Origin of the sequence: Polynucleobacter sp. IMCC 30228 (assembly GCF_021395205.1) — a bacterium.
GTDB lineage: Bacteria > Pseudomonadota > Gammaproteobacteria > Burkholderiales > Burkholderiaceae > Polynucleobacter.
In genome coordinates this window covers 116,105-142,425 of the sequence record NZ_JAJVCS010000002.1, presented here as the reverse complement: position 1 = coordinate 142,425, position 26,321 = coordinate 116,105, and the positions used below count along the sequence as shown (strand labels likewise).

Annotated in this window: 22 protein-coding genes; 3 read left to right on the top strand and 19 right to left on the bottom strand. The window is 44.7% G+C overall.

What is annotated here, in order from left to right; genetic code table 11:
- Window positions 1-4: 4 nt before the first annotated feature.
- The 13 genes from lpxA to rpsB are packed head-to-tail and all read right to left on the bottom strand — an operon-like array spanning window position 5 to window position 12,395.
- On the bottom strand, window positions 5-802 hold the full coding sequence (lpxA, locus tag LZT21_RS04540) for an acyl-ACP--UDP-N-acetylglucosamine O-acyltransferase (protein ID WP_233989481.1): 798 nt from the start codon (window positions 800-802) through the stop codon (window positions 5-7).
- The gene (gene fabZ / locus LZT21_RS04535; protein ID WP_233923844.1) at window positions 802-1,251 is read right to left on the bottom strand and encodes a 3-hydroxyacyl-ACP dehydratase FabZ; all 450 of its coding nucleotides are present in this window, start codon (window positions 1,249-1,251) and stop codon (window positions 802-804) included. Before fabZ ends, lpxA begins: the two co-directional genes overlap by 1 nt.
- 41 nt (window positions 1,252-1,292) lie before the next feature.
- Window positions 1,293-2,354 carry a UDP-3-O-(3-hydroxymyristoyl)glucosamine N-acyltransferase gene (gene lpxD, locus LZT21_RS04530; protein WP_233923843.1) on the bottom strand — a complete coding sequence of 354 codons (1,062 nt, stop codon included), beginning with the start codon at window positions 2,352-2,354 and terminating at the stop codon, window positions 1,293-1,295.
- A 5-nt stretch (window positions 2,355-2,359) separates the two neighbouring features.
- Window positions 2,360-2,899, bottom strand: a complete 540-nt coding sequence (locus LZT21_RS04525; protein WP_233923842.1) for an OmpH family outer membrane protein — start codon at window positions 2,897-2,899, stop codon at window positions 2,360-2,362.
- Window positions 2,900-2,927: 28 nt separating this feature from the next.
- Complete coding sequence (gene bamA, locus LZT21_RS04520) at window positions 2,928-5,396, bottom strand: outer membrane protein assembly factor BamA (RefSeq protein ID WP_233923841.1); 2,469 nt, start codon at window positions 5,394-5,396, stop codon at window positions 2,928-2,930.
- Window positions 5,397-5,408: 12 nt separating this feature from the next.
- On the bottom strand, window positions 5,409-6,542 hold the full coding sequence (locus LZT21_RS04515) for an RIP metalloprotease (RefSeq protein ID WP_233923840.1): 1,134 nt from the start codon (window positions 6,540-6,542) through the stop codon (window positions 5,409-5,411).
- 15 nt (window positions 6,543-6,557) lie between these two features.
- On the bottom strand, window positions 6,558-7,766 hold the full coding sequence (gene ispC, locus LZT21_RS04510; RefSeq protein WP_233923839.1) for a 1-deoxy-D-xylulose-5-phosphate reductoisomerase: 1,209 nt from the start codon (window positions 7,764-7,766) through the stop codon (window positions 6,558-6,560).
- Entirely contained in the window at window positions 7,763-8,593 is an 831-nt protein-coding gene (locus LZT21_RS04505) for a phosphatidate cytidylyltransferase (RefSeq protein WP_233989477.1), read from the bottom strand. Before LZT21_RS04505 ends, ispC begins: the two co-directional genes overlap by 4 nt.
- Window positions 8,594-8,619: 26 nt before the next feature.
- On the bottom strand, window positions 8,620-9,405 hold the full coding sequence (gene uppS, locus LZT21_RS04500; protein ID WP_233923837.1) for a polyprenyl diphosphate synthase: 786 nt from the start codon (window positions 9,403-9,405) through the stop codon (window positions 8,620-8,622).
- Between the two features lie 45 nt (window positions 9,406-9,450).
- Window positions 9,451-10,011, bottom strand: coding sequence for a ribosome recycling factor (gene frr, locus LZT21_RS04495; RefSeq protein ID WP_233923836.1), 561 nt, complete (start codon window positions 10,009-10,011; stop codon window positions 9,451-9,453).
- 13 nt (window positions 10,012-10,024) lie between these two features.
- Window positions 10,025-10,735 (bottom strand): UMP kinase, encoded by a 711-nt coding sequence (pyrH, locus tag LZT21_RS04490; RefSeq protein WP_233923835.1) that lies wholly within the window; start codon window positions 10,733-10,735, stop codon window positions 10,025-10,027.
- A gap of 29 nt (window positions 10,736-10,764) precedes the next feature.
- Window positions 10,765-11,646: a translation elongation factor Ts gene (gene tsf / locus LZT21_RS04485; RefSeq protein WP_233989475.1), complete on the bottom strand. Its 882-nt coding sequence runs from the start codon at window positions 11,644-11,646 to the stop codon at window positions 10,765-10,767.
- On the bottom strand, window positions 11,646-12,395 hold the full coding sequence (gene rpsB / locus LZT21_RS04480) for a 30S ribosomal protein S2 (RefSeq protein WP_233989470.1): 750 nt from the start codon (window positions 12,393-12,395) through the stop codon (window positions 11,646-11,648). Before rpsB ends, tsf begins: the two co-directional genes overlap by 1 nt.
- 172 nt (window positions 12,396-12,567) lie before the next feature.
- Between rpsB and map the strand changes: the two genes are divergently transcribed.
- Window positions 12,568-13,404, top strand: coding sequence for a type I methionyl aminopeptidase (gene map / locus LZT21_RS04475; RefSeq protein ID WP_233989468.1), 837 nt, complete (start codon window positions 12,568-12,570; stop codon window positions 13,402-13,404).
- A 31-nt stretch (window positions 13,405-13,435) separates the two neighbouring features.
- Window positions 13,436-16,036, top strand: a complete 2,601-nt coding sequence (locus tag LZT21_RS04470) for a [protein-PII] uridylyltransferase (protein WP_255696400.1) — start codon at window positions 13,436-13,438, stop codon at window positions 16,034-16,036.
- Between the two features lie 8 nt (window positions 16,037-16,044).
- Here the strand turns inward: LZT21_RS04470 and LZT21_RS04465 are convergent, their stop codons facing one another.
- From LZT21_RS04465 to smc, 6 genes are all read right to left on the bottom strand, one after another.
- The gene (locus LZT21_RS04465; RefSeq protein WP_233989461.1) at window positions 16,045-16,542 is read right to left on the bottom strand and encodes an NUDIX hydrolase; all 498 of its coding nucleotides are present in this window, start codon (window positions 16,540-16,542) and stop codon (window positions 16,045-16,047) included.
- A complete protein-coding gene (locus tag LZT21_RS04460; protein ID WP_233989459.1) occupies window positions 16,526-17,446 on the bottom strand; it encodes a hypothetical protein in 921 nt (306 codons plus the stop codon). Before LZT21_RS04460 ends, LZT21_RS04465 begins: the two co-directional genes overlap by 17 nt.
- A 1-nt stretch (window position 17,447) precedes the next feature.
- Window positions 17,448-18,584, bottom strand: coding sequence for an NAD(P)-dependent oxidoreductase (locus LZT21_RS04455; protein WP_233989457.1), 1,137 nt, complete (start codon window positions 18,582-18,584; stop codon window positions 17,448-17,450).
- Between the two features lie 137 nt (window positions 18,585-18,721).
- Window positions 18,722-20,737, bottom strand: a complete 2,016-nt coding sequence (gene ligA / locus LZT21_RS04450) for an NAD-dependent DNA ligase LigA (protein WP_255696399.1) — start codon at window positions 20,735-20,737, stop codon at window positions 18,722-18,724.
- Between the two features lie 9 nt (window positions 20,738-20,746).
- Window positions 20,747-21,802: a cell division protein ZipA C-terminal FtsZ-binding domain-containing protein gene (locus tag LZT21_RS04445; protein ID WP_233935994.1), complete on the bottom strand. Its 1,056-nt coding sequence runs from the start codon at window positions 21,800-21,802 to the stop codon at window positions 20,747-20,749.
- Window positions 21,803-25,324, bottom strand: a complete 3,522-nt coding sequence (gene smc, locus LZT21_RS04440) for a chromosome segregation protein SMC (protein ID WP_233923829.1) — start codon at window positions 25,322-25,324, stop codon at window positions 21,803-21,805.
- A gap of 169 nt (window positions 25,325-25,493) precedes the next feature.
- On the opposite strand from smc, the gene dapD reads away from it, so the two are divergent.
- On the top strand, window positions 25,494-26,321 hold the full coding sequence (dapD, locus tag LZT21_RS04435; RefSeq protein ID WP_233923828.1) for a 2,3,4,5-tetrahydropyridine-2,6-dicarboxylate N-succinyltransferase: 828 nt from the start codon (window positions 25,494-25,496) through the stop codon (window positions 26,319-26,321).

Below are 26,321 nucleotides of genomic sequence, written 5' to 3'. Positions count from 1 at the left end.
AAGCCTAACGAATAATGCCGCGCGCTGAGGCGGCAATAAAATCATGAAATTCTGTCAACTTGCCGCTGGTGGCAGCATCTAAACCGGGGCTTACCGACAGTGCATGAATAGCTAATTTAGCGTCTTCAAAACTAAGACTATCTTTATATAACAATTTATAGGCTTGACGTAAGGCAGTAATCGTTTCAGTCGAAAAATCACGCCGTTTCAAGCCTTCAGTGTTAATCCCATGCGGCGCAGCTTTATCTCCAGCAGCAATGACAAAGGGCGGAATATCTTGCACTAAAGCCGATGCTCCACCTAACATGGCATGTTGTCCGATACGAACAAACTGATGCACGCCTGTCATACCACCCAAAATCGCCCAATCGCCTACCTCCACATGACCAGCAATTTGTGCATTGCTAGCAAAAATAGTGTGATTGCCAATTTGGCAATCGTGGGCAATGTGTACGTAAGCCATAATCCAATTGTCATTGCCAATACGTGTGACTCCAGTATCTTGTGCAGTGCCAATATGGATGGTCGTGAATTCGCGAATCGTATTGCGATCGCCAATGGTCAATTGTGTAGCCTCACCTCGATATTTCATATCTTGGGGTGCGCCGCCCAGAGCGACAAAATGCCCGATCACGTTATCAATACCTAAAGTGGTCCGCCCCTCAATGACCGTATGCGAACCAATTTTGCTGCCTGCGCCAATCACTACTGCAGGCCCAATTACCGCATAAGGACCAATTTCAACGGTATCGCCAATTTTTGCTTGCGGGTCAATAATCGCCGTTGCATGAATGCGCGCCATTAAACACCTTTTTTGCGCACTGCGCAGGTAATATTAGCCTCGGCAACCAATTTATCATCAACAGTTGCGCTAACTTGAAATTTATAGATGCCAGCACGTTCACGTTCATACAGAGCGGTCATGATCAGTTGATCGCCAGGAACTACCGGTTTTTTAAAGCGGGCGCCATCAATGCCAGCAAAGTAATACAGTGAGTCTTCTTGCTGAGATTCAGAAAATGTCAGCAACGCTGCAGTTTGTGCAAGCGCTTCAATAATGAGCACCCCAGGCATGACCGGCAACCCAGGAAAATGTCCTTGAAAAAAAGGCTCATTCATGGTGACGTTTTTTAATGCCCGAATACTGACACGAGGCACTAAATCTAAAACCCGATCGACCAATAAAAAAGGATAGCGATGCGGGAGTAATTGCAAAATCTGATTGATATCGATCAAGATGGGCTGGGTCATAAAGCTGCTTTGTTCATATAAAAATGCCAGTGAGGAAAGAATTAAGTATCAGTCGAAGATTTGCCACGCTCTAAAAAACGCAATCGTTGGCGTATTTTATCGAGTCCACGCAAGATCGCCGCGTTTTTCTCCCAAGCCGCATGTAACATCGATGGAAACACGCCAGTAAAGTGCTGTCCTGGCTCAATAATAGAGCGAATAATCGACGTACCACCTGAAACCGTCGTGCGATCGGCAATTGTCAAATGCCCGGCAAAATTAGCATAGCCTCCGATCATGCAATAACTACCAATCGTTGTACTGCCGGAAATACCTACACAGCCAGCCACAACAGTATGAGCGCCAATATGGACGTTATGACCAATTTGCACTTGATTATCAATTTTGCAACCTGCCCCAATGCGAGTTTCATTCATTGCGCCACGGTCGATAGTAGTCGAGGCGCCAATTTCTACATCATCTTCTAGCACTACCTTACCAGTTTGCGGAATTTTGACCCACTCGCCACCCGTCGCCGAAAAATCGGGTGCAAAGCCAAAGCCATCAGCGCCAATTACAGTGCTGCTATGAATAATGCAACGTGTCCCAATTTCGCAGCCGTGATAAATCGTTGTCAGCGGGTGTAGCACGCTATCACTGCCAATTCGTACATTTCTACCAATTGAGCTATTCCCCAATATGGTTACCCTCTCACCCAAGACTACACCAGCAGCAATTTGCACAAAAGGACCAATATGGCATGAGGGTGGGACTATGGCCGATGCATCCACAGCAGCCTGCGCATGAATACCGGGCGCATACTTCGTATTCACGTTTCCCTCAAATAGTTGCGCAATGCGCGCAAAAGTTGCATACGGATTTTTTGCCACAATAAAACTACGCAGTTTCGTACTCGCAGCTTGAATAAATTCGCAATCAGCCGCACTAACAATTAGGACGCCAGCAGCGCTATCGAGCGCTTGTTGACGATAAAGGGGGTTGGATAGAAACGCAATTTGATCGGCTTGGGCCAATTCTAGTGGGGCTAAACCCCTTAACGGCGCAGAGCCCTCGCCCACCAACTCCGCTTGAAACTGTTTAGCCAGCTCGATGGCGGTGGGCATGAAACTTACTTTAGATTATTTAAAGCCTTGATGACATCATCAGTGATATCAATCTTCGGGCTTACGTAAGCAGCATCTTGAATAATGACATCAATTTTCCGTTGCTCTGCAATTTGGCGCAAAATTACATTGGCCTTCTCGGCAATCTTGGCGCGCTCTTCAAAATTACGTTGATTTAAATCTTCGGTATATTCTCGTTGCTTGCGCTGCAGTTCACGGTCTTGATCAGCCAACTCACGCTGTTTACGAATTCGATCTGCCTCTGGCATCACGGCGGCGTCGCGATCTAATTTTTCAGCTGCAGTTTTAATTTTTTGCATTGAATCGCGTAATTCATTTTGCCGCTTAGCAAATTCAAGTTCCAATTTTTTTTGCGTTGCCTTGGCCATGTTCGATTCGCCAAACACTTTTTCCACGCTCACGACTGCCAATCGCGTTGGCGGCATCTCCTGGGCAAAAACTGAAGAACCAAACGCAAGCCCAAACAATGTTGAGATTGTGTATAAGCCAACAGAAAAACCTCTCGGTAGATAAGGTTGCTTCATAAGTCTTCCTTAAAACAATTAAAGATGGTTAAAACGCGGTACCAATTTGGAACTGTAAACGTTGAATATTATCATTTGGCTGCGATTTTATCGGAATGCCATAGCTAAACTTTAACGGTCCCAGCGGTGATATCCATTCTAAACCTAAGCCATAAGAATACCTTAGAACGAGGTTGATATTGGTGCCAAAGGCATTTCCGCCATCAGTAAAGACGAAAGCCCGTAAGGTTTTGTCGTTGCCAGACCCAGGGAATGGCACGGTATATTCAAGGTTAGCCACAATTTTAGACTGCCCGCCGGTAGGCTGATAGGTGCCAGTAGAGGTATTAAAGTACTGTGGGCCGATAGATCCAGGGGAGTAGCCCCGAACCGACCCAATACCACCCACATAGTAGTTTTTGGTAATTGGAAAGGGGTACTTGCCATAAGCCTCGCTGTAGCCCGTCTCAAAATTAAAGGACAAAATATGGGCCTTTGAGAAAGAGTGATATTGCTGATATTTGCCATAAATACGGTAGTACTGCATATTGGCTACCGGGGTTCCAACTTCACTTAAAAGGCTGATTAAAGAGCCGGTTGAGGGGACTAAAGCGCTATCGCGTCCGTCACGGGTCCATGAAGCGGTAAGGGGTACGTTAAAGGTGGTTAAGGTACCCGGAATGGTTACCCCATAATCCTGCACATAAGTTTGATAAGGTACCGGCGTATTCGACGTGGCATTAATTTGGTAGGCCTCAACCGCAGTACCATAAAACACCCGATCCACTTCAGAGTAAGGCACCCCAAAACGCAAAGTTCCGCCAGCACTCTTAATTTGGTAGGCGGGATCACCGGTGTAATACAGCGGTTTTGAAGAGCGATAGAATAAATCGGTATAGCGGCTGATACCATCATCAGTAAAGAAAGGGTCGTATTGGGATAGGACCAGGTTTTGATTAATTTTTCCCAATGAGGCATTTAAGCCAATTGCCGTACCCGAACCAAAGGCATTTTCTTGATTAATACCCGCAGTTAAGATAATTTTTTCAGTTGATGAGTAACCAGCACCAAGGCTAATAGAGCCAGTCGGTTTTTCGGCTACCTTCACGTCAACGTCAACCTGATCGGGCGCGCCTGGCACATCTTTAGTCATGATGTCAGCTTCAGTAAAGTAGCCTAAGCGATTAATCCGCTCTTTTGACAATTGAATTTTGTCGCCATCAAACCAAGAGCTTTCAAACTGGCGCAGTTCACGACGAATGACCGTATCACGCGTTCGGGAATTACCGGTAATATTTACTTGACGCACGTAAACTCGGCGCCCAGGATCAATGACTAGGGTTAAATCGACTTCACTTAAATCTTGCCGTACGTCGGGCTGGGGGTTTACTGTCGCAAAAGCGTAGCCATAAGAGCCTAATAAGCCGGCAATCAATTTTGTACTCTCGGCTAACTTTGCCGAAGAGTACACATCCCCCGCTTTAAGCTGTAGTAGTTTGCTGAGTTCCGCTTCTTTGCCAAGTAATTCGCCAGCGAGCTTAATGTCTTTAACTTTAAAGCGCTGGCCTTCTTTCAAGCCAATAGTCAGGTAAATACCTTTTTTATCCGGAGTAATTGACACCTGCGTTGACTCAATTAAAAATTCTAAGTAACCCCGATTTAAATAATAGGAACGAATCGTTTCCAAATCGGCTGTGAGTTTTTGCTTTGAATATAAATCATCGTTAGTGTAAAAAGACAGCCAGCCTTTTGCTTTGAGTTGCATTTCATCGCGCAAAGTGCCTTCACTAAATACTTTATTACCAATAAAATTAATTTCTTGAATCTTTGCAACGGGGCCCTCATCGACATTGAAATACACTGAAACTTGATTGCGCTCCATTGGAGTAACGGTTGCGACAACCTCGGCGGCAAATAAGCCCTTGCTCACATATTGGCGCTTTAATTCTTGTTCAGCTTTATCAATCAATGCTTTGTCATAAAAACGCGCTTCCGCAAGGCCTACTACCTTTAGCGATTTCCGGACAATGTCTTGATCAAATTCTTTCATGCCCGTAAATTCAATGCGATTAATCGTAGGACGCTCCTCCACACTCACAATTAAGACATCGCCCTGTTCTTGAATTTGTACGTCACGAAAAAAGCCAGTGCCATAAAGTGCGCGAATTGCTTCCGCGCCTTTTTCTGGCGTAAATTTATCGCCAACCTGCAAAGGCAGGTAACTAAATACCGTGCCTGGTTCAACCCGCTGCAAGCCCTCTAAGCGAATATCTTTTATGACAAACCCGCCTGAATCTGTTGCGCTTGCTGGAAGATCGCCTGGCGCACTAGTTTTGCTTGCGGAATTTTTTGGCGGAGTACTTGGCGCTGGGGCAGCCGCAGGTCCGGGTGCATTGTCGGGTAAAGCCTCAGTAACCAAATTACTATTGGTCTCGGCAGCTGAAACGGCAAAACCAAAAAAAGCTAAAGCAATAGAGGTGCCATAAAGGCATGAGCTTAGACGAATTTTAAGACTCATATTCTGGTGGACTCAAGGCGAAAGATAGCGTTGAAAATCATTAAACAAAGCCAACAGCATTAGAAACGTTAACAAGATAAAACTACTTTTTTGTAAAACCGCTTGCAAGGCTTCTGGTAGGCGTCGACCCGACAGCAGTTCCCATGCATCATACAGTAGCTGACCGCCATCAAGCATAGGTATTGGAATCAAATTAAGCAAGCCGATACTGATACTTAGAAGCGCCAAAAATGCTAAATAGGGTTGCCAACCCACTTGAGCAGACTTGCCCGCCATATCGGCAATACTCAGTGGGCCGCCAATTTGCGCTAAAGAAGTACTGCCTGTCACTAAACCCAGCATCATGCGGCTTGATACTTTTGTAATTAACCATACTCGCTCTGCGGCATAAGCCATGGCAGGTAACGGCGCTAATTGCAATTCAAACCATTGCGGAGAATTGGCAACCAGTGGAAAAAGTCCGAGCTCACGAAATACATCCGTCTTTGGTTTGACTTCAGGTAATTGCTCACTTAAAAATCGTACGGTTGATTTTCCGCCGCGGGCATTTTCAATTTGCAACGCAAAACCAGTGTGTGCCGTAATGCTATCCAATAAATACCACCGCAAAGCATTCCAGCTCACTACTGAAGTAAAGGCATTCGCTGGGTCATCGACATTTTCTTCATTTCCCAAGCTGCGCCAGCCAATAACCCGATCGCCAGCACTTAAACCGGCTTTAGCCGCTAAAGATACGGCGGGTGGGGTTTGCAGTTGGGCAGGCAATTGCGGTACCCCGCTAACATAAATCACACTCAATAATAGTAAAGCTAAGACAAAATTCGCGAGGGGGCCCGCCGCTACAATCAGTGAGCGTTGCCATAATGGCTTCCGCTCAAAGTCACTGGCTTGATCAGCTATCGAGATAGTTTGTTCCGCATCGCGTCCGTTTAATAACTTGACATAGCCACCTAAAGGGAGCAGCGCAATAACCCATTCCGTTTGATGGCGATCATGAAAAATGAAGAGTGGCTTACCAAAACCGAGCGCAAAGCGCAGTACTTTTACCCCGCAACACCGAGCGGCAAAATAATGGCCAAACTCGTGAAAACTCACCAGTATTCCTAGCGCCACTAAAAAAGCCAATAAAGTGCTCAGTGCTTGCATCGGTGCCGGCCTCGCTTAATGACTGCGCAAACGCGCCAAACATTGCATAGCAACGCGCCGAGCTGTTTGATCAGCGTCTAATACTTCGGCAAGAGTTTGAGCTTGAGCGGCCGCTACTTGCTCAAGCACTTGCTCAACTAAAGTAGGAATCTGTAAATACGGTAATTCACTAGCCAAAAAAGCACCTACAGCCACTTCATTAGCCGCGTTCAAAATTGCTGGAGCAGTACCGCCGCTGTGTGCAGCGGCAAAAGCTAAAGCTAAACAGGGGAATTGCTTTAAGTCAGGCTGAATAAAATGTAAAGCACTCATCTGGGTTAAATCAAGCGGCTCAACCCCCGCCGCAATTCGCTGCGGCCAAGCTAAGCCGTAGGCAATGGGAGTGCGCATATCAGGCTGACCCAGTTGGGCAATGACCGAGCCGTCGCGATAACGCACCATTGAATGCACTACGCTTTGAGGATGAATGAGGACCCGAATTTGCGCTAGTGGTACGCCAAACAACCACCGTGCCTCAATCACCTCTAACCCTTTATTCATCATGGTGGCTGAATCAACTGAAATCTTGCGCCCCATCACCCAATTAGGGTGAGCGCAAGCTTGATCAGGAGTGATATCTGCCAACTCAACTAAAGGCGTGGTACGAAAAGGGCCCCCAGAGGCAGTGAGCCATAATTCTTCAACCCCACACTCTGCCCTTGCAACGTCGCTATGCAGAGCATTAAAACCCGCTGGTAAACACTGAAATATCGCATTATGTTCACTATCGATAGGAATTAATTCAGCGCCACTATCACGTACCGCTTGCATCAATAAATCCCCAGACATGACGAGCGCTTCTTTATTCGCTAACAAAATACGTTTACCTGCGCGAGCCGCAGCCAAGGTTGGCAACAAGCCAGCAGCGCCTACAATAGCCGCCATCACAGTATCGCAATCCGATTCGCTTACTGCGCTAACCAATGCTTCAGCCCCATATAAAACAGTGGTCGGAATTTTTTCCTGAAGCACGGCTGCAGCCAATTTTTTTGCACTCTGCGCATCACCTACAACTGCAATACGAGGTTTAAACTCACGACACTGCGCGAGTAAGCGGTCTACTTGTTGATGCGCAGTTAAGGCGGCTACCTGATAGCGCTCAGGATGCGAGCGGATCACATCTAAGGTATTCACTCCAATCGAGCCAGTTGAGCCCAAAATCGTGATGCGCCGTAATAAACTCATAACATCAAGCCAACTAAAAGCGCTGCTAGCGGCATAGTAGGCAATAAGGCATCAATCCGATCTAATACTCCGCCATGGCCTGGCAATAAGCCGCTACTATCTTTTGCGCCCGCCAAACGTTTTACCTGTGATTCAAATAAGTCACCTATGATGCTAAACAACGTTAAGCCGATAACCAAGACCAGCATCGAGGGAAAACCCAATCGCATCACGGCAAAGCCAAATAAAGTAAGATTAAAAGGTAAATACCAAGCGCAGATACTGGCATAAATACAAGTCAAGATTAGGCCCCCAACTGCTCCCTCAAGCGTTTTACCAGGGCTAATTTGCGGGGCTAAGCGACGGCGACCAAGCGCTTTACCAACGAAATAGGCACCAATGTCGGCAACCCAAACTAAGGCCATAGTAGAAAGTAAAAATACCACGCCAAACTGACGCAATAAAATGAGCGCAAACCAGGCTGCAATGAAAATAAGTAGGCCTAACAATGCGAATGACAGTGGCCACTTTGTTATCGGTAAACGCAGTCCTCGCCACAACAAAATAGGGGCGCCAACGAGCCAAAAACAACTCGCCGCTAATAAGATACTAAATTCAATAACGGGAATTTGTGTATACAACAAGGCGGCAATAACGCAAATCAAAAGCAACGCATAGAACCAAGCTAAGCGCCCTTTTTGTGGCGCAATTAAACGGCTCCACTCCCATGCTGCTAATGCCAAGATTAATAAAAAGATGCCACTCAAATAAAGCGGATTAAGCAAAAATAAACTAGGCAATAGCACTGCAAGCAAAAGTAACGCGGTAATGATACGGGTCTTTAGCATCGCAGAGTGTTTAGACGCAACTGCGCTTAAACAGTGCCCTGAGCAGAAACTTTAGAGACTTTGGTGGCGAGTTGTGCACTAGTTCGGCCAAAGCGTCGCTCACGCTGACTAAACCAATCAAATGCTTGCTGTAATTGCGCAGCATCAAAATCGGGCCATAATATATCGGTGAAATACAGCTCTGTATATGCTAGTTGCCATAATAAAAAATTACTCACGCGTTGTTCACCGCCCGTACGGATAAATAAATCGGGCTCTGGTGCATACGCCATCGATAAATTTTCTTGCAGTAATTCCTCCGTTATTTGATCGGCCTGCAAGGTAGGATTAAGCAACAAACATTTGCGCATCGCCTGCAAAATGTCCCATCGTCCGCCATAGTTAGCGGCTACAGTTAAGGTTAAACCTTTGCAATGGGCGGTTTTCTCTTCCGAAAAACGCACCATATCTTGAATTGCGGTATCAAAGCGGCTTAAATCGCCAATTAACTTAAAGCGGATATCGTTATCACTTAAGCGACTGACCTCACGGCGCAACGATTTTAAAAATAACTTCATTAAAAACCCTACCTCTTCAGGTGGGCGGCGCCAATTTTCCGAACTAAAAGCAAAAATAGTCAGGTATTCAACACCAGAACGGCGACATTCTTCCACCACTTTGCGCACCGACTCTAGACCCTCTGAATGCCCTGTCACTCGCGGCATTAAACGCTTTCCAGCCCAACGTCCATTACCATCCATGATGATTGCAACATGACGAGGTACTTCACTTACCTCGGGAATGACTAAGGTAGAGCTACTATGTTTAGACATAAAAAGTGAATAAGTAGAAATACATATTTTTTAGATCAAACGGGTCTAGACCGTCATAATCTCTTTTTCTTTTTCAGCAACAATTTTATCGATATCCGTTACGGCCCGATCGGTCATTTTCTGAACTTCATCTTGGGCACGGCGCTCTTCATCTTCTGAGATTACTTTGTCTTTACTCAGTCGCTTTAAATGTTCGTTAGCATCGCGCCGTAAATTACGAATAGCAATTTTGCTTTCTTCGCCTTCACTCTTCACTAATTTAGTCAGCTCGCGCCGACGTTCCTCGGTAAGTGGCGGCATTGGTACGCGAATGACAGTACCTTGCGAAACGGGGTTTAGACCTAAATCAGAATCACGAATGGCCTTTTCAATTACCGCAACCATGGTTTTTTCGAAAGGCTGCACATTAATCGTCCGCGCATCGGCAAGACCTAAATTAGCCACTTGACTTAAGGGCGTTGGGTTACCGTAATAGTCAACCGTAATATGCTCAAGAATGCCAGCATTCGCGCGGCCTGAACGAATTTTTGCTAAATTACTTTTTAATGATTCCAGCGACCGATGCATTTTTTGCTCGGCACTCGTTTTGATTTCAGCAGCAGACATCACAGCACTCCTTTTAAACGTGTACTAAAGTACCTTCCGACTCACCTAACACCACACGCATTAAAGCGCCTGGCTTCAAAATAGAAAATACCCGAATTGGTAGCTTGCGATCACGACATAAAGCAAACGCCGTTGCATCCATCACTTGTAAATTTTTAATTAATGCTTCATCAAAGGTAATCGACTGATACAAGGTCGCGGTAGGATCGAGTTTGGGATCACTACTATAAATACCATCCACTTTAGTGGCCTTGAGCATCACCTCAACACCCATTTCAGCACCACGCAAAGCAGCTGCAGTATCGGTGGTAAAAAATGGGTTGCCAGTACCAGCGGCAAAAATGACTACTTTACCCTCGCTCATAGCACGAATAGCACGCGGCCGTATATAAGGCTCAACTACTTGATCCATACGTAAAGCTGATTGCACGCGAGCTTCGACGCCTTTTTGCCGCAAGGCGTCTTGTAATGCGAGGGAGTTCATCATTGTGGCTAGCATACCCATGTAATCGGCAGTTGCACGATCCATGCCGGCAGCACCTCCCGCGACGCCGCGGAAAATATTACCGCCGCCAATGACAATGGCTAACTCGATGCCAATTCCAACTACTTCAGCAATTTCTGCCACCATCGCATCAATCGTGATGGGGTTGATCCCAAAAGCATCATCCCCCATCAAGGCTTCTCCCGATAGTTTGAGGAGGACACGCTTATAAGCAGGCATAGTGAAAGACCTTATTAAAGTGATTAATCTTAAGCGCTTACCTTTGCAGCAGCTACTTGCGCAGCAACTTCCGCGGCAAAATCGTCTTGGCGCTTCTCGATGCCCTCACCCACGACATACAAAGTAAATGACTTAATCGTAGTATTCATGGCCTTGAGCATTTGCTCAACCGTTTGCTTATCGTTTTTAACAAAGGTTTGATCAAGCAAAGAAACTTCCTTAAGATACTTTTGCACCGTACCCTCAACCATTTTTGCCACGATGTCAGGAGGTTTGCCCGACTCGGCCGCTTTCTGCTGCGCAATATTCCGTTCGGCAGCAATGTTGGCTGCAGGAACATCAGCTGCAGATAAGGCGACCGGCTTCATTGCTGCAATGTGCATCGCAACATCTTTAGCGGCTGTTTCATCGCCTTCAAATTCCACCATAACGCCAATGCGAGTGCCATGTAGATAAGATACTAATTTACCGGTACTCGCAAAACGTTGAAAACGACGCGGCGTCATATTTTCACCAATGCGTCCAATTAATTCACTACGCACAGCATCGACCGTTTTGCCATCCATTGCTAAGGCTAATAAAGCAGTGGTATCAGCCGGATTCTGCTTAGCAACCAACTGTGCACAAGCATTACTAAAGGCTAGAAAATCATCGTTTTTTGAAACGAAATCGGTTTCGCAGTTCACTTCAATTAAAGCGCCAGAGCCACCATCGATGTAACTCGCAACGACGCCTTCAGCAGTCACACGTGAAGCAGCTTTGCTGGCTTTGCTACCTAATTTCACCCGCAGAATTTCTTCTGCTTTCGCCATATCGCCAAGTGCTTCAGTTAATGCTTTTTTGCACTCCATCATTGGAGCATCGGTTTTGGCACGTAATTCGCCAACCATTGCAGCAGTAATAGCCGTCATTACTCTACCTTCCCTTCTTCAACAAACTCTTCTTCGCCTTCTTTAACAGCGTCTAAGACTTCCTGCACTGAATTCGCTTTGCCTTCTAGAATCGCATCGGCAATGCCGCGTACGTAAAGAAGTACTGCCTTGCTAGAATCATCATTACCAGGAATGATGTAATCAATACCTTCAGGGGAATGGTTGGTGTCAACTACGGCGATAACGGGAATGCCAAGTTTTTTCGCTTCGGTAATAGCTATCTTGTGATACCCAACGTCAACCACAAAAATTGCATCGGGTACGCCATTCAGATCTTGAATTCCGCCTAGGGCTTTTTGTAATTTGTCGAGATCACGATCGTTGGTTAATGCTTCTTTCTTTGAGAGCTTATCCCAATCACCCGCTTCTTTAGCAACAGCCATGTCTTTTAAGCGCTTCAAAGAGCCTTTGACAGTCTTAAAATTAGTTAAGGTGCCGCCTAACCAGCGGCTATCGATATAAGGCATGCCAGCACGTGCAGCTTCTTCTGCAATCACTTCGCGTGATTGACGCTTCGTACCAACAAATAAAATCGTGCCACGATTTGCAGCAATTTGCTTTGCAAATTTCAGGGCATCCTGAAACATGGGCAAAGTCTTTTCCAAATTAATAATGTGGATTTTATTGCGATGGCCAAAAATATAAGGGGCCATCTTGGGGGACCAAAAGCGCGTTTGGTGGCCAAAGTGGCAACCGGCTTCTAGCATTTCACGCATGGTTACTGACATAACATTCTCCTAAGGGTTTGGTCTAAGGCTAAGTCCTGACTGCGCTAAAAAACGCTACCCTGGAAGGCTTAGCCTGCTATTTCGAATTGCTTCGATGGGCAAATTATAGCTTATATATCAATCATCTAGGCGCAAAAGAGCCAAAAAACCTCAAGTCGTTGATAATCAAGGCATGAATAGTGTTTTTACCCTTGAAAAAGACCTCCAAGGCATGCGTGAGGCGGGTCGACTCGCCAGCGAAGTACTCGACCACGTGGCCCCAGCGATTCGTCCGGGCGTTAGTACTGGCGAACTCGATCAAATTTGCCACACCTTTATGCGTGATGTTCAAAATACTATTCCAGCCCCATTAAATTATCAGCCCCCCGGCTACCCCCCTTTTCCAGCAGCGATCTGTACCTCGGTCAATGATGTCATCTGCCACGGTATTCCAGGAGATAAGGTATTAAAGGGCGGTGACGTGGTCAATCTCGATATCACCGTGATTACCCCAGATGGCTACTATGGCGATACCAGCCGCATGTTTATGGTGGGTGAAGTTTCAGTGTTAGCCGAGCGCTTAACGCAAATTACCTTTGAATGTATGTGGCTGGGAATTGCCCAAGTAAAGCCCGGGGCTTATTTAGGCGATATTGGTCATGTAATTCAAACGCATGCTGAACAAGCGGGTTATTCGGTCGTTCGGGAATACTGTGGTCATGGTATTGGCAAAGTCTTTCATCAAGACCCGCAAATTTTGCATTATGGTCGGCCCAATACGGGAGAACAATTGCAAGCAGGAATGACCTTTACGATAGAGCCCATGATTAATGCTGGGCGCCGCGAAATTCGTACCATGCCCGATCAATGGACAGTAAAAACCAAAGACCGCAGCCTATCAGCACAATGGGAACACACCTTGCTTGTTACATCACAAGGTGTGGAAGTTTTAACTTGGTCGGCAGGCAGTAACCCGCCGCCAAATTGCGTTAAGGGCTTAGTATTTCGACCTCAACTAATTACGGCCTAAGTACCCCCCCCAAATTAGTCCTTCTGCGACCATGAATTCAGTGACTGCACTCGCACCGCATCAGGCCATTGCTCATCTACGTAGCTCATGCGCTGCTGAATACGAACTATTTCTAGCAGATCAAAATGTCGCGCGACTAACAAAAAAACTCACCGAATTAAATGATCTGGCCTTAAAACAGTTATGGCAAGACTGCGCTATGGGAGCTCATTTGGCGCTGATTGCAGTCGGTGGTTTTGGGCGCGCAGAGCTTTTTCCCTATTCTGATATTGATATTTTAGTATTACTACCCAACGAATCGAAGCTGGATACAAAAGCTGAGAGTGAAAAGGTGGCACGTTTTATTACGCAATGCTGGGACTCGGGACTAGAAATTGGCTCGGCAGTGCGCACATTAGCAGAATGCTTAAGTGAAGCGGAACAAGATATAACCGTGCGTACTTCACTGTTAGAGGCTCGGCTCATCTGCGGTTCGCGGTATCTATTTCAATCATTTGCAACCGCATTTACTGCGACACTTGATCCCAAGGCCTTCTTCCAAGCTAAATTGCTCGAGCAAACCCAACGTCACCAAAAGTATCAGGGTACGCCCTATGCGCTTGAGCCCAATTGCAAAGAAAGTCCCGGCGGGCTCCGCGACTTACAAGTAATCCTCTGGGTAAGTAAGGCCGCTCAACTGGGCAATAGCTTTAATGATTTGTTCCAAAAAAATCTCATTACCGAGCGCGAGCTTACTGAATTAAAACGCAATAAGCGCTTTCTAGCAACGCTTCGCGCTAATTTACATTTACTTGCTAAACGCCATCAAGATGTTTTAGCGTTTGACTTGCAAGCGGGTTTAGCGAAGTCCATGGGTATTGAAGAAAGCTCAGCCCGTCAAGCCAGTGAAGCCATCATGCGGCGCTACTACTGGGTAGCCAAGGCGGTTACCCAACTCAATACTATTTTGTTACAAAATATTGAAGCTTTATTATTTCCCCAAGAATCACGCACCATTCATCCTATTGCGGGTGCAGAGAACAGTGATTTTATTGAGCGCCAAGGCCTCTTAGATATTCAAGATCCCAATTTATATCAAAAACACCCTGAGCAAATTTTGCGGACCTTCTTAGTATTAACCCAAACCCCAGCAGTCAATGGCTTATCAGCTACGATTTTGCGTGCACTGTATAACGCGCGTAAAAAAATGAATAGTCAATGGCGTAAGGCCCCAATAAATCGCCAACTCTTTATGGAAATTTTAAAGCAAGCCGATGGTGTCAGTAATGCCTTTAGGCTCATGAATCAAACCAGTGTACTGGGTCGCTACCTACCTCCCTTTCGGCGCATCGTCGGGCAAATGCAACATGATTTATTCCACGTCTACACGGTCGATCAACATATTTTGATGGTCCTTAGAAATGTGCGCCGCTTTATGTTGGTCGAACATGCTCACGAGTTCCCTTTATGTAGTCGTTTAATTGCGCACTTTGAAAAGCCTTGGCTACTAGTTATTGCGGCTTTATTTCACGATATCGCTAAAGGGCGTGGGGGCGATCATTCAATACTAGGTAAACGCGATGTCCGTGAATTCGCCAAAGACCATGGGCTTGATAAAAAAGATACCGAATTATTAGTTTGGCTAGTAGCTGAGCACTTAAATATGAGTCAGGTTGCGCAAAAACAAGACATTAGCAACCCAAATGTGATTATGGCTTTTGCAAAAAAAATTGGCGATGAACGTCATCTCACAGCGCTTTACTTACTAACTGTTGCCGATGTACGTGGCACTAGCCCTAAAGTTTGGAATGGCTGGAAAGCCAAGTTACTGGAAGATTTATATCGCGCTACCCTAAGGGTTTTAGGTGGTGCAAAGCCTGATGCCTCATCGGAATTAGCTCAGCATCAAGAAGAGGCGCGACGTAACTTGCGTTTACATGGCTTTCAAGACTCAGCGTATGAAGACTTCTGGCAAAAACTCGATGTGGCTTTTTTCTTGCGCCAAGAGGCAGGTGATATTGCTTGGCTATCGCGCCATTTAATGGATCAAGTTGAAACTACCAAACCGATTGTGCTTGCACGGCTATCACCGGCAGGAGAAGGTTTACAAGTTGCTGTTTATATGCCTGACCAAGCAGACCTTTTCTCGCGCATTTGTGGCTACTTTGAACGTAACGGTTTTTCAATTTTAGATGCGCGCATTCATACTACGCGTCATGGTTATGCTTTAGATACCTTTGAAGTTGCTAGTAGTGAACTCGATGATGAGCCTCATAGTTACCGCAATCAAATTCAATTAGTCGAATACGCTCTTACCGAAGCCTTACAAAAAGCCACTCCTCTACCTACGCCAGCGATGGGTCGTTTATCGCGTCAGTCACGCAGCTTCCCCATTCAACCCAGGGTCCATATGCAGCCCGATGAACGAGGTCAATACTATGCTCTCTCATTCACCGCCAGCGACCGCGCAGGCTTGCTCTATGCTATATCAAGAGTATTGGCTAAACACCACGTTTCACTGCATACTGCGCGTATCAATACGCTAGGCGAGCGAGTTGAAGACGTCTTACTTTTAAATGCTAGTGAACTCAGTAAAAATCCGCGCTTACAAATTCAATTAGAAACTGAATTACTGGAAGTACTGGGAAGTTAATAGTGCTTTTAAGTAGTTAATTTAATTGCTCGCAAAATTCGAGCATTAGTTATCAGATTAAAATCAAACCATTCAAAATCCAACGGATCTGGTGGAGTCAATTTTTTTTCAGGTATTAATAAAAAACATAAATCTATATGCCAATGTTGACATTCATTTTTCTTAAGATTTTCTGGAATTTGATGAATATCAATATCTACTAAATCTATATTACTTGTAGCCAGCGAACAAAGTAGTCCAGTTTCCTCATATACTTCCCTAATTGCTGCGTCAACTGGACTTTCTCCTTTATCAATATGACCGCCGGGCTGAAGCCATTGAGATAGATAAGGATGAAATACTAGCAATGCCTTATTGTTATGAATTACTAATCCACTTGAAGTGACATGACCTAATAATGTAGATCTTGAAAAAGGATCAGGATTTTTTAATATTGCTAGCGCCCTTGCATCGAGGGCAAGCTTTAATAATAAATTATTAACCCATTGCTCATTTAACACAGCCATACTCCTTGCTAGAAAAAATTATCATAGAAAAAGTAGTGATGAAAAAAGAGATAAATATTAGAAATATTTCACTTTTTCTTATGCGTTCATTTAAAAATAAATAAGCAAATATTGGAGAAATCAAGCAAGTAGAATTTAAAATCGGCCAAGCAATTAAAAAATTAGGGCTAGCCATTACAAAAAGTAAGGAAAATTGAGTGGCAATAGTCAAAACAGCCCGCAATAGCGTTAGTAGGTCGATATTTTGCGATTTATTTAAAACTATTTTGAATAAATTTTCAGATACATAGAAATTGACTATCAATGAAAATAATAGCCTCCAAAGAAGTGTTGCTATTGAAAAAATTGCAATTTCGTTAATACTTGGGTTCTTATCATTTTCAACATACATGAAGTATCCAGAAATTGCCTGAATAGTTAAGGATATAACCAAGCAAAAGGAAATTAGACTAAAAATATTTAAATTAATATTTTTAAAAAGGCATCCGATAGAAATCCAAAAAAATAAAAAATATAACGCTAATAAAAAGCATTCAAACCGGAGATAAGATCCTATAAAATACAAGCAAATAGGTACAGTTATATCAGCATATTTAGAAATAATAGCGACTTCAGATACGCGATAATTCTTTAAAGCATAAGAAAAAAAGTAGGCAACAATTTGAATCGTACATGAAAAAAAAAGTACCTCATACGAAAAAGTAATTTCAGATAATTTTTTAAAATTATCTGACATAAAAAGAAATGGAAAAATTAGTAACATTGGAACTATGTTGTTCCATAATGATTTTTTCCAAATATCTTCTTTATTTAAAAAAAACTGCTTTCTATCAATGATATTCAAAGCTGATCTACATATAGTAGAAAATGTCGCCATCAATAAAAGTGAAGAAAGCTCATACATATCAATTGAATGCAGAAATCCCGTGACTTTTAAGCCATTGGGCAGCAATAAATTTTTTTGATGCATCTGGTATTTCATAAATATGACTAGGCGGAGTGTGCTCAAGTCTGCTGATTGCATATAGCATCTCCCCCTGCACTAAATTTATAAAACTACCAACAACACCACCATGCACAAAGTTAACTGAATCGCCCTCATTACATATATAAATTTTCTTTTTGTTATAAGTTAGGCAATCAATTAACTTATTGCTTTTCTTTCCATTTTCTTTAAACTCTTTTTTTAAGCATGCCTGCCATTCGTCATCTGAAGATGTTGCAGAAAAAATAAAAAGTCCATTTTTAAAATTTCTAAAATCTTTAATTCCAATGGAGCCGTTACCAGTTGCACAAAATAAAATATCTGCGCATTTTATGAGATCTTCTCTACTTGCACTATGAAAACCAAGCGAAAGAGATGACGCTAAGCGAATAGGATTGGTATCATAAATATCTACTCTGATTCCCCTGCTCAGTAATGCGCTAGAGATTGAACGGCCTATTTTTCCAAAGCCAATTACAAGAATCTTTTTTCCAGTTAAAATTATCCCGACAGATCGAAGAATTGCTTCTGCTGAAAATACAATAGCGTTGCCAACTAATGCATCTTCAGGATCTTTTAATGTGCTCCTAGCAACTGAAATTATTGGGAATTTTCTTTGATATATTGAGTTTTTTGCAATAGCATTCTCATACTTTTGATGCCCGTTTTCGGTGTCCTCCACTAGTCCAATTAATTTATTATTAAATCGTTCTAGCAATTCGCTGTATACATGCGAAAAGTATCCACCCATATCAATAATTGCAAATCTACTTGTTCCAACTAATTCACTTATCTGCTTTAAAAAATTCTCTTTATCTGCAATTATCTCTGCTCTAGAATAGTGCAGAATTTTATAAGTACTTTCAAATTCATCTAAATTTAGATGTTTTTTAGAGCTTGTTTTTGGTAATATGGCAGCTATTTTTGCGAATGAAGATAGCGCCTTAATAAAGGCGGAAGTCTCCTGATTAAGATGTGCTACAAGTATTAAACAATCGATATGAGAACATATTTGTGAAGCAATAATTGATTTAAAAAAACTTTCTGATGATTGCATTCACCCTCCCTAAAGTTAAAAGCATAGGGGATCAATTAGTTCTTAGCCACCGGATTTCTTTGTAGGAAATAGACTACATATATACCCATTGATGAAAAGGGGCATAACATTATTAGTCTTATGGTTTAAAAAAACCTTTAGCGCAATAAAGCCAGCATTTCTGCTTCGTCAATTACGGCAAGACCAAGCTCTTCTGCTTTGGCTAGTTTGCTACCAGCATCTGCGCCGGCGACAACATAATTGGTCTTCGCTGATACCGAGCCAGCAACCTTTGCGCCGGCTTTTTCCAACATCGCTTTAGCATCCTCACGTGAAAGGGATGGCAAGGTACCGGTCAAAACAAAGGTTTTACCTGCTACCGCTGCATTCAAGGTCTTTTCAGTCACACTCAACTGCATACCAGAGGCTAGCAATTGTTCAATGACTTCGCGATTATGTGCCTCAGCCATAAAACTTTCAATCGAATCGGCTACAACTGGGCCAACGTCATGAATAGTTAATAGTTCCTCGGCAGAGGCCGCCATCAAGGCGCTCATATTGCCGTAGTGCGCAGCTAAGTCCTTAGCCGTAGTTTCACCGACATGACGAATGCCTAAGGCAAAAATAAAGCGCGCCAAACTCGTTTTTCGGGATTGCTCAATTGCTTGAATTAAATTGTCCGCCGACTTTTCACCCATCCGCTCTAAATTAGCTAGAGCATTAAACCCGAGGCGATAAAGATCTGCTGGGGTGCGTACGATATTCAAATCGACCAATTGATCAACAATTTTTTCTCCCAATCCCTCAATATCCATTGCCCGACGTTGGGCAAAATGCAATAAAGCTTGCTTACGTTGCGCACCACAAAATAAGCCACCGCTACAGCGCGCAATTGCTTCATCAGCCAAACGTTCAATATGGGAGTCGCACACCGGACAACGCTTGGGCATTACAAATTGTGCGGTCTTCTTGGGACGTCGCTCGGGTAGCACCGCTACTACCTCGGGTATTACGTCGCCTGCTCGACGCACGACTACGGTATCGCCAATGCGCACATCTTTACGGCGTACTTCATCTTCGTTATGTAAAGTCGCATTGGTAACGGTAACCCCCCCAACCTCAACTGGCGCTAAGCGTGCCACCGGAGTTATCGCGCCAGTGCGGCCCACTTGCACATCAATTCCTAAGACCGTAGTCAACGCCTCTTGTGCAGGATATTTATGTGCTAAAGCAAAACGGGGTGCCCTAGAAACAAAACCCAATTGATTTTGCTCGGCAAAGGAATTGACTTTATAAACTACGCCATCAATGTCATAGGGCAAATTAGCGCGTTTCGTACCCACCTCATCGTAAAAAGCCAGCATCTCTTTTACTGAGTTTAATAAACGACGCTCAGGACAAACCGGTAAACCCAATTCAATATAACGATCCAATAATTCTCGATGGGTTGCAGGTAACCAAGAATTTGGAATTAATTCGCCTAATCCATAAGCAAAAAAAGAAAGTGGGCGACGTGCGGTAATTTTCGAATCTAACTGCCGCAAACTACCGGCAGCTGCGTTACGGGGGTTGGCAAATTCCTTTTCACCCAGTTCAGCCGCTAATTGATTCATCCGCTCAAAGTCGCGCAAATACATGAACACCTCACCACGTACCTCGAGCACAGTAGGTATTGATTTTCCCAATAAATGCAAAGGAATAGCGCGAATGGTACGAATATTAGCAGTAACATCTTCACCGTTAGCGCCATCACCACGCGTCGCAGCCCGAACGAGTACGCCATTTTCATAGCGTAAGGAAATGGCCAAACCATCAAACTTTAATTCGCCGGCAAATTCAACTTGCTGCAGATGTAGACCTTCACGACAGCGCCGCTCAAAAGCTTCTAATTCCTTTAATTCAAATGCATTATTTAAGGAAAGCATGGGTACCGCATGTTGCACTGATTGAAAATCACTTAAAGCAACACCGCCAACCCGCTGGGAGAGTGAGTCGGGCCTAACCCATTGAGGGTGCATGAGCTCAATATCGAGCATCTCGCGATACAGTCGATCGTATTCACTATCAGGCACTAAAGGCGCATCAAGTACATAATAAGCATGCTCTAGACGAGCTAGCTCTAACTGAAGCCACCGATATCGCTCGGCTAATTTTGCCGGATCCTTCTGCGACAAAATCACAACCTAACTAAATAACCGTTGAGCAGTGGCAGAACCAGCAACAATGCCGCCCCGCTCTAATTCGGCATAAAGACCATCGATATGATGATGAATGCTACTAACTGCCATCGCCGTTAAATTAATGCCATTATCATCAACCAAGCGACCCTGCTTTGTCTCAGCAATTGCCGCACCTTCCGCTAACATTTTCTCAAAGGGCCGCTCTTCAACTGCTACCAGTGGCAGCTCAAGTAAAAAAGTAAGTTGGCTAACTGGCTCAGCAGGGTTTAATTCGCTACTGAAGAACAGTAATTGCTGCTGATTAAAAAATTCAAAGGAGCGACCATTCGCGCTAAGACGAAAGCCCCTTGCTTGCAGCAAAGCCCCTAAATCATTCCAGCTTAAGGGGGTGCTATCAAAAAGTATATTAATACTCAGCTGTATATCGGTTTGGGCTGCCAAGGCATCTAATTCTTTAGCGCTATCTAGCATCGCGTTAACCCCAGGCATGTCAATTTGTGCGCCTAAAGCTTCTGCTAAATTTTGGCAATGAGTGAAAAAATCGGATAAGTCAAAAACCTCAATTGGCCCTTGTCGATTGGCGAGTTGCATTGCCAACTGTAATTCACTATAAGCAGAGCCCGCTTGAATTTTTTCCCAAGTATCGCCATCAATCCAATTTGCCTTTAAGCCTTCAGCCCCCCAATTAAATTGAAAACGAGGCCAGGTGGCAATTTCTGCCAAGATCTCCGTTGCCTGAATCGGCTCAGTAAAACGCAAGGTCACGACACAATCAATGCGAGGATCAATAGTCATCTTGCTGCTATTTGTTGCTGAATCAGCGAGCAATGAAGAACTCACTGCAGGATCGCTTTCACCAAGAGAAGGTTCATGTCGTTGCTGCGATCCCAGCTCAGGATCAAATTTTCCGGTGCTCCTCATTTCATTCAATTTGCGGCGAGCGCGCCCATGCCTAAAATTGACAATCACCACTAACAGTAATAAAAAAATCCCAATGACAACTAAAGCCAATTGCAGGTCTGACAGTCCTAATTTGCCAATCATTTCATTTATTGGCATTTAAGCCGGCTCCACCATCGATACCGCCGAAGAAATATCGACTGCCACTATGCGCGATACACCTTGCTCCTGCATGGTCACGCCAATGAGTTGATGAGCAATTTCCATGGTAATTTTGTTATGCGAAATAAAAACAAATTGAGTCTTAGCTGACATTCTGGCAACCATTTCGGCATAGCGTAAGGTATTTGCATCATCTAAGGGCGCATCCACCTCATCTAATAAACAGAACGGCGCAGGATTTAATAAGAAAAGTGAAAAGACCAAGGCAATCGCAGTTAAGGCCTTTTCTCCACCCGATAAAAGGTGAATTGAACTATTTTTCTTGCCAGGCGGTTGCGCCATGACCAGCACACCGGAATCTAAAATCTCCTCGCCTGTCATCACTAATTCGGCATGACCACCACCAAAGAGCTCGGGGAACAAACGACCAAAGTGTGCATTAACTTGATCAAAAGTGCCTTGTAATAAATCACGAGTTTCAGCATCAATCTTGGCAATTGCATCGGTTAAGGTTTGCATGGCCTCGTGCAAATCAGCCGATTGAGCATCAAGGAATGATTTACGCTCACGCGAGCTCACCAACTCATCTAGCGCAGTCATGTTGACAGGGCCCAATGATTGAATTTCATTATTCAAGCGGGTAACCTCGCTTTGTAAACTACTGACTTTTAAATCAGTGCTAAAGCGAACCTCAAGACTATCAAGATCAGCTTCAGCATCTGATAATAAAGTGGCAAATTGCTCATAATTGAGACGTGCAGCCTGTTCCCGTAATTGCAAGTCAGTCGCTTTATCACGCAATGGTTGTAGGGTACGCTCTACCAACATCCGTGCTTCATCTGCTTCACGCAACTCATGTAGTAATGCATCCTGTTCTGTACGCGCATTCGCTAAGGCAGTTTCACGATCAGTACGAGTCACCAGTAAAGTTTGTAACTTATCCTGAGCATCTTCATCACTTAAACCTGCTAACTCAGTTTCAGCGGCGGCAAATTTATCTTGAATTTCCATAATTTGGGTACGCGCCGTAGTTTGGTCGCGCTGCAAATCGGTAATTCGTTGCTGTAAAGAGCGGGCTGCAAAAGCTGCTTCCTGCGCCGCCATTTCAGCAGTTCGTAAGGCCTCACGTAGTTGGTCACGAGCCTGCGTAGCTAACTCATATTGCTGGTGAGCAGCTGTCAATTCTGTCTGCGTACTCGCTTGGGTTTGCTCGGATTGATTAAAGTCAGCTCTGGCTTGTTCTACCTGTAAATTACTTTGCTCAATTTGCTGACTTAATTCAGTTAGTTCCGTGTTAATTTGGGTAGCCCGCAAGGTATATTGCTCTTCGGCCTGACTTAACTGCATTTGCTCAACTTCAAAACCATGGGCTGTTTGCACAGCCCCCTCGGCATTGAGTCGAGCACGCTCAGCGGCTTGTAAGGCAGCTTGATAGTTTGCAGTACATTGATCTAAGGCACCTTGTAACTCGCTTTGCATGAGGCGTTGCGCGCGTAATTGTTTTTCCAGCCCCTCCATCTCTTGCGCACGAGCTAACATCCCAGCCTGCTCCGAATCAGCCGCATACAGTTGCACACCTACGCGAGTTACTAGATGACCTTGTGCGGTGACAAAGGCTGCACCAAGGGGTAATTTTTCGCGCCGCTGCAAAGCATCATCTAAGCTATCGGCGATAAAAATAGCATTTAGCCACTCTTGCAGTACTAGCTGAATACTCGATCCTGCCACACATTGCACCCGCGTCATTAAAGGGGTAAAACCCGTCGGCACATTCAGCGTCACCGTTTTTAAACCATCGGTTAATAAAATCGCCAAACGACTTGGAGGGGCGTCTTTAGCTAATGTCAGCGCAGCTTTAACATCCTTGCCAGTTAAGGCGGCAAGCCGTTCGCGTAACACCGATTCCAATGCTGGCTCCCAACCCTTTTCAACCTTAATGTCTTGCCATAGGCGCTTGCTCTCTTTTAAGCCTTTACTATCTAGCCATGGGCCAATTTTTCCTTGGGCTTGCACACTCGCTTGCAGCGCTGTTAAGGCAGTTAATTTGGCTTCGGTTTGCGCTAGATCTTGATTTGCCGTTTGAATTTCTTCCATAGCCGCTTGACGAGCAGCATCTGTAGCGGGTACGCGCGCCTGGGTTTCTGCTGCCTGGACTTTGCTCTCTTCAACCTTGCGCGCCGCAACTGCATAGCGATCGAGGGCCATTTTTAAGGCTTCTGCATCAGGTTGTCGCAAGCCTTGCAATTCTGCTGTTAAACGCGCCTCGCGCCCTTTTGCATCTTCCATTTGCTCAGCTACCGCCTTGATGCGCTCTCCTAAACTCGCTAAGCGCTGATCGACATTAGCTAAAGCAATTCGTAAGTCATCAACACTTTTTGTGGCATCTTGAAACGCAGTTTCTTTAATGGGTGCATCGGCCTGCAAATCAGCAAGCTCAGTTGACATCACTTGCTCATGGTCAGAAGCGGCACTTAATTCATGCTCGGTACTACGTTGGGCTTGCGCGGCATCGGTTTCTTGCGTGGTCCAACGCTGTAGTTGGGCTTGTAGGTCTTGGGTTTGTTGCTGTAAACGCAAGCGAGATTCCTGCACATATTTAATTTGTGACTCAACTTGACTTACATCTGAGTTGGTTTGATATAAATCCCCTTGGGCTAAAGAGACTTTATCTTGTAAGGCGTACTGCCGAGTACGCATCGTTTCTAGTTCGGTTTCGGCGTGCCGTAACTTCGCTGTTTGCTCTTCCAATTGCACTTGTGAGTCACGAATTGCATTGGCATAACGTTCTTGCTCTTTGCCTGCCTCGGTTTGGCGTACAAACCATAATAATTGCTGCTGCGCTTTCATTTCGGTTTGCAACTGGTTATGGCGCTCAGCAACTGTCGCTTGACTTTCTAAGCGCGCTAATTGCAATTCCAGCTCGCGCAAAATATCTTGTACGCGCACTAAATTTTCTTGGGTATCTTCTAGCCTTGCGGCAGTTTCTTTGCGCCGCTCTTTGTATTTTGAAACGCCCGCAGCCTCTTCAAGAAAAACCCGCAACTCTTCTGGTTTAGATTCTAAAATTCGAGAAATCGTGCCCTGACCAATAATGGCATAACCACGTGGCCCCATGCCAGTGCCTAAAAAGATATCTTGTACATCTTTACGGCGTACTACTTGATTATTAATATAGTAACTAGAATTGCCATCACGAGTTAACACCCGCTTTACCGAGAGTTCGCCAAAACTACTCCACTGCCCTTGCGCGCGTCCATCAGCATTATCAAAAATTAATTCCACACTGGCGCGGCCCGATGGTTTACGCAAACCAGAGCCATTAAAAATCACGTCTTGCATTGATTCGCCACGCAACTCACTGGCACGTGACTCACCCAAAACCCAGCGAACCGCATCAATAATGTTTGACTTACCGCAACCATTGGGCCCCACTACACCAATCAATTGACCAGGTAATTCAAAATGAGTGGGATCAACAAAAGATTTAAAGCCTGAGAGTTTGATTGATTTAAGTTGCACGGCGTACTTTGTAAAGAAAGGGATTAAAAAGGCAATTTAATGACAAATGGCACTGTGGAAGATGATAGCAAGTTAGGGGCATCAACACCCATTTTTGACCCACCGATATAATGATAATTCGTCCTCCTAGAACAAAACCCCTTAACAATCTGATAGTTAACTAAAAAGTATGAGCCAATCACCACAAAGCATCATTGAACAAGCATGGGAAAACCGTGCCAACCTTTCTATTCAAGACGTTTCCGCCGATATCCGCAAGGCTGTAATTGCAGTTCTTGAGGGTCTTAATTCGGGCCATATTCGGGTTGCTGAAAAAAAGGGCAGAGGCCAGTGGGAGGTCAATCAGTGGGTTAAAAAGGCTGTTTTACTCTCGTTTCGCCTGGAAGATAACAAGCCCATGGGGGCTGGAGGGTATACCCAGTTTTACGACAAAGTTCCCAGCAAGTTCGAAAACTTTACGGCCGCCGATTTTGCTGCTGGCGGCTATCGCGTTGTCCCGCCTGCAATGGCTAGACGAGGCTGCTTTATTGGCAAAAATGTGGTTCTGATGCCCTCTTATGTCAACATTGGTGCCTATGTAGATGAAGGCACGATGGTCGATACCTGGGCCACCGTTGGCTCATGCGCCCAAATTGGTAAAAATGTCCATCTTTCCGGTGGTGTCGGCATTGGTGGGGTACTCGAACCCATTCAAGCTGGACCCGTCATTATTGAAGATAACTGCTTTATTGGCGCTCGCTCAGAAATCGTTGAGGGTGTCATTATCGAAGAAAATAGCGTTCTTTCCATGGGCGTATACCTTGGCCAAAGTACCAAAATTTATGATCGCGACACTGGCGAAGTCCATTATGGTCGCGTACCAGCAGGCTCAGTTGTGGTGCCTGGCTCACTACCCTCAAGCGATGGCAAATATAGCCTTTACGCGGCTATTATTGTTAAAAAAGTCGATGCACAAACGCGGGCCAAAACCGCTATTAATGAGTTATTACGCGACTAA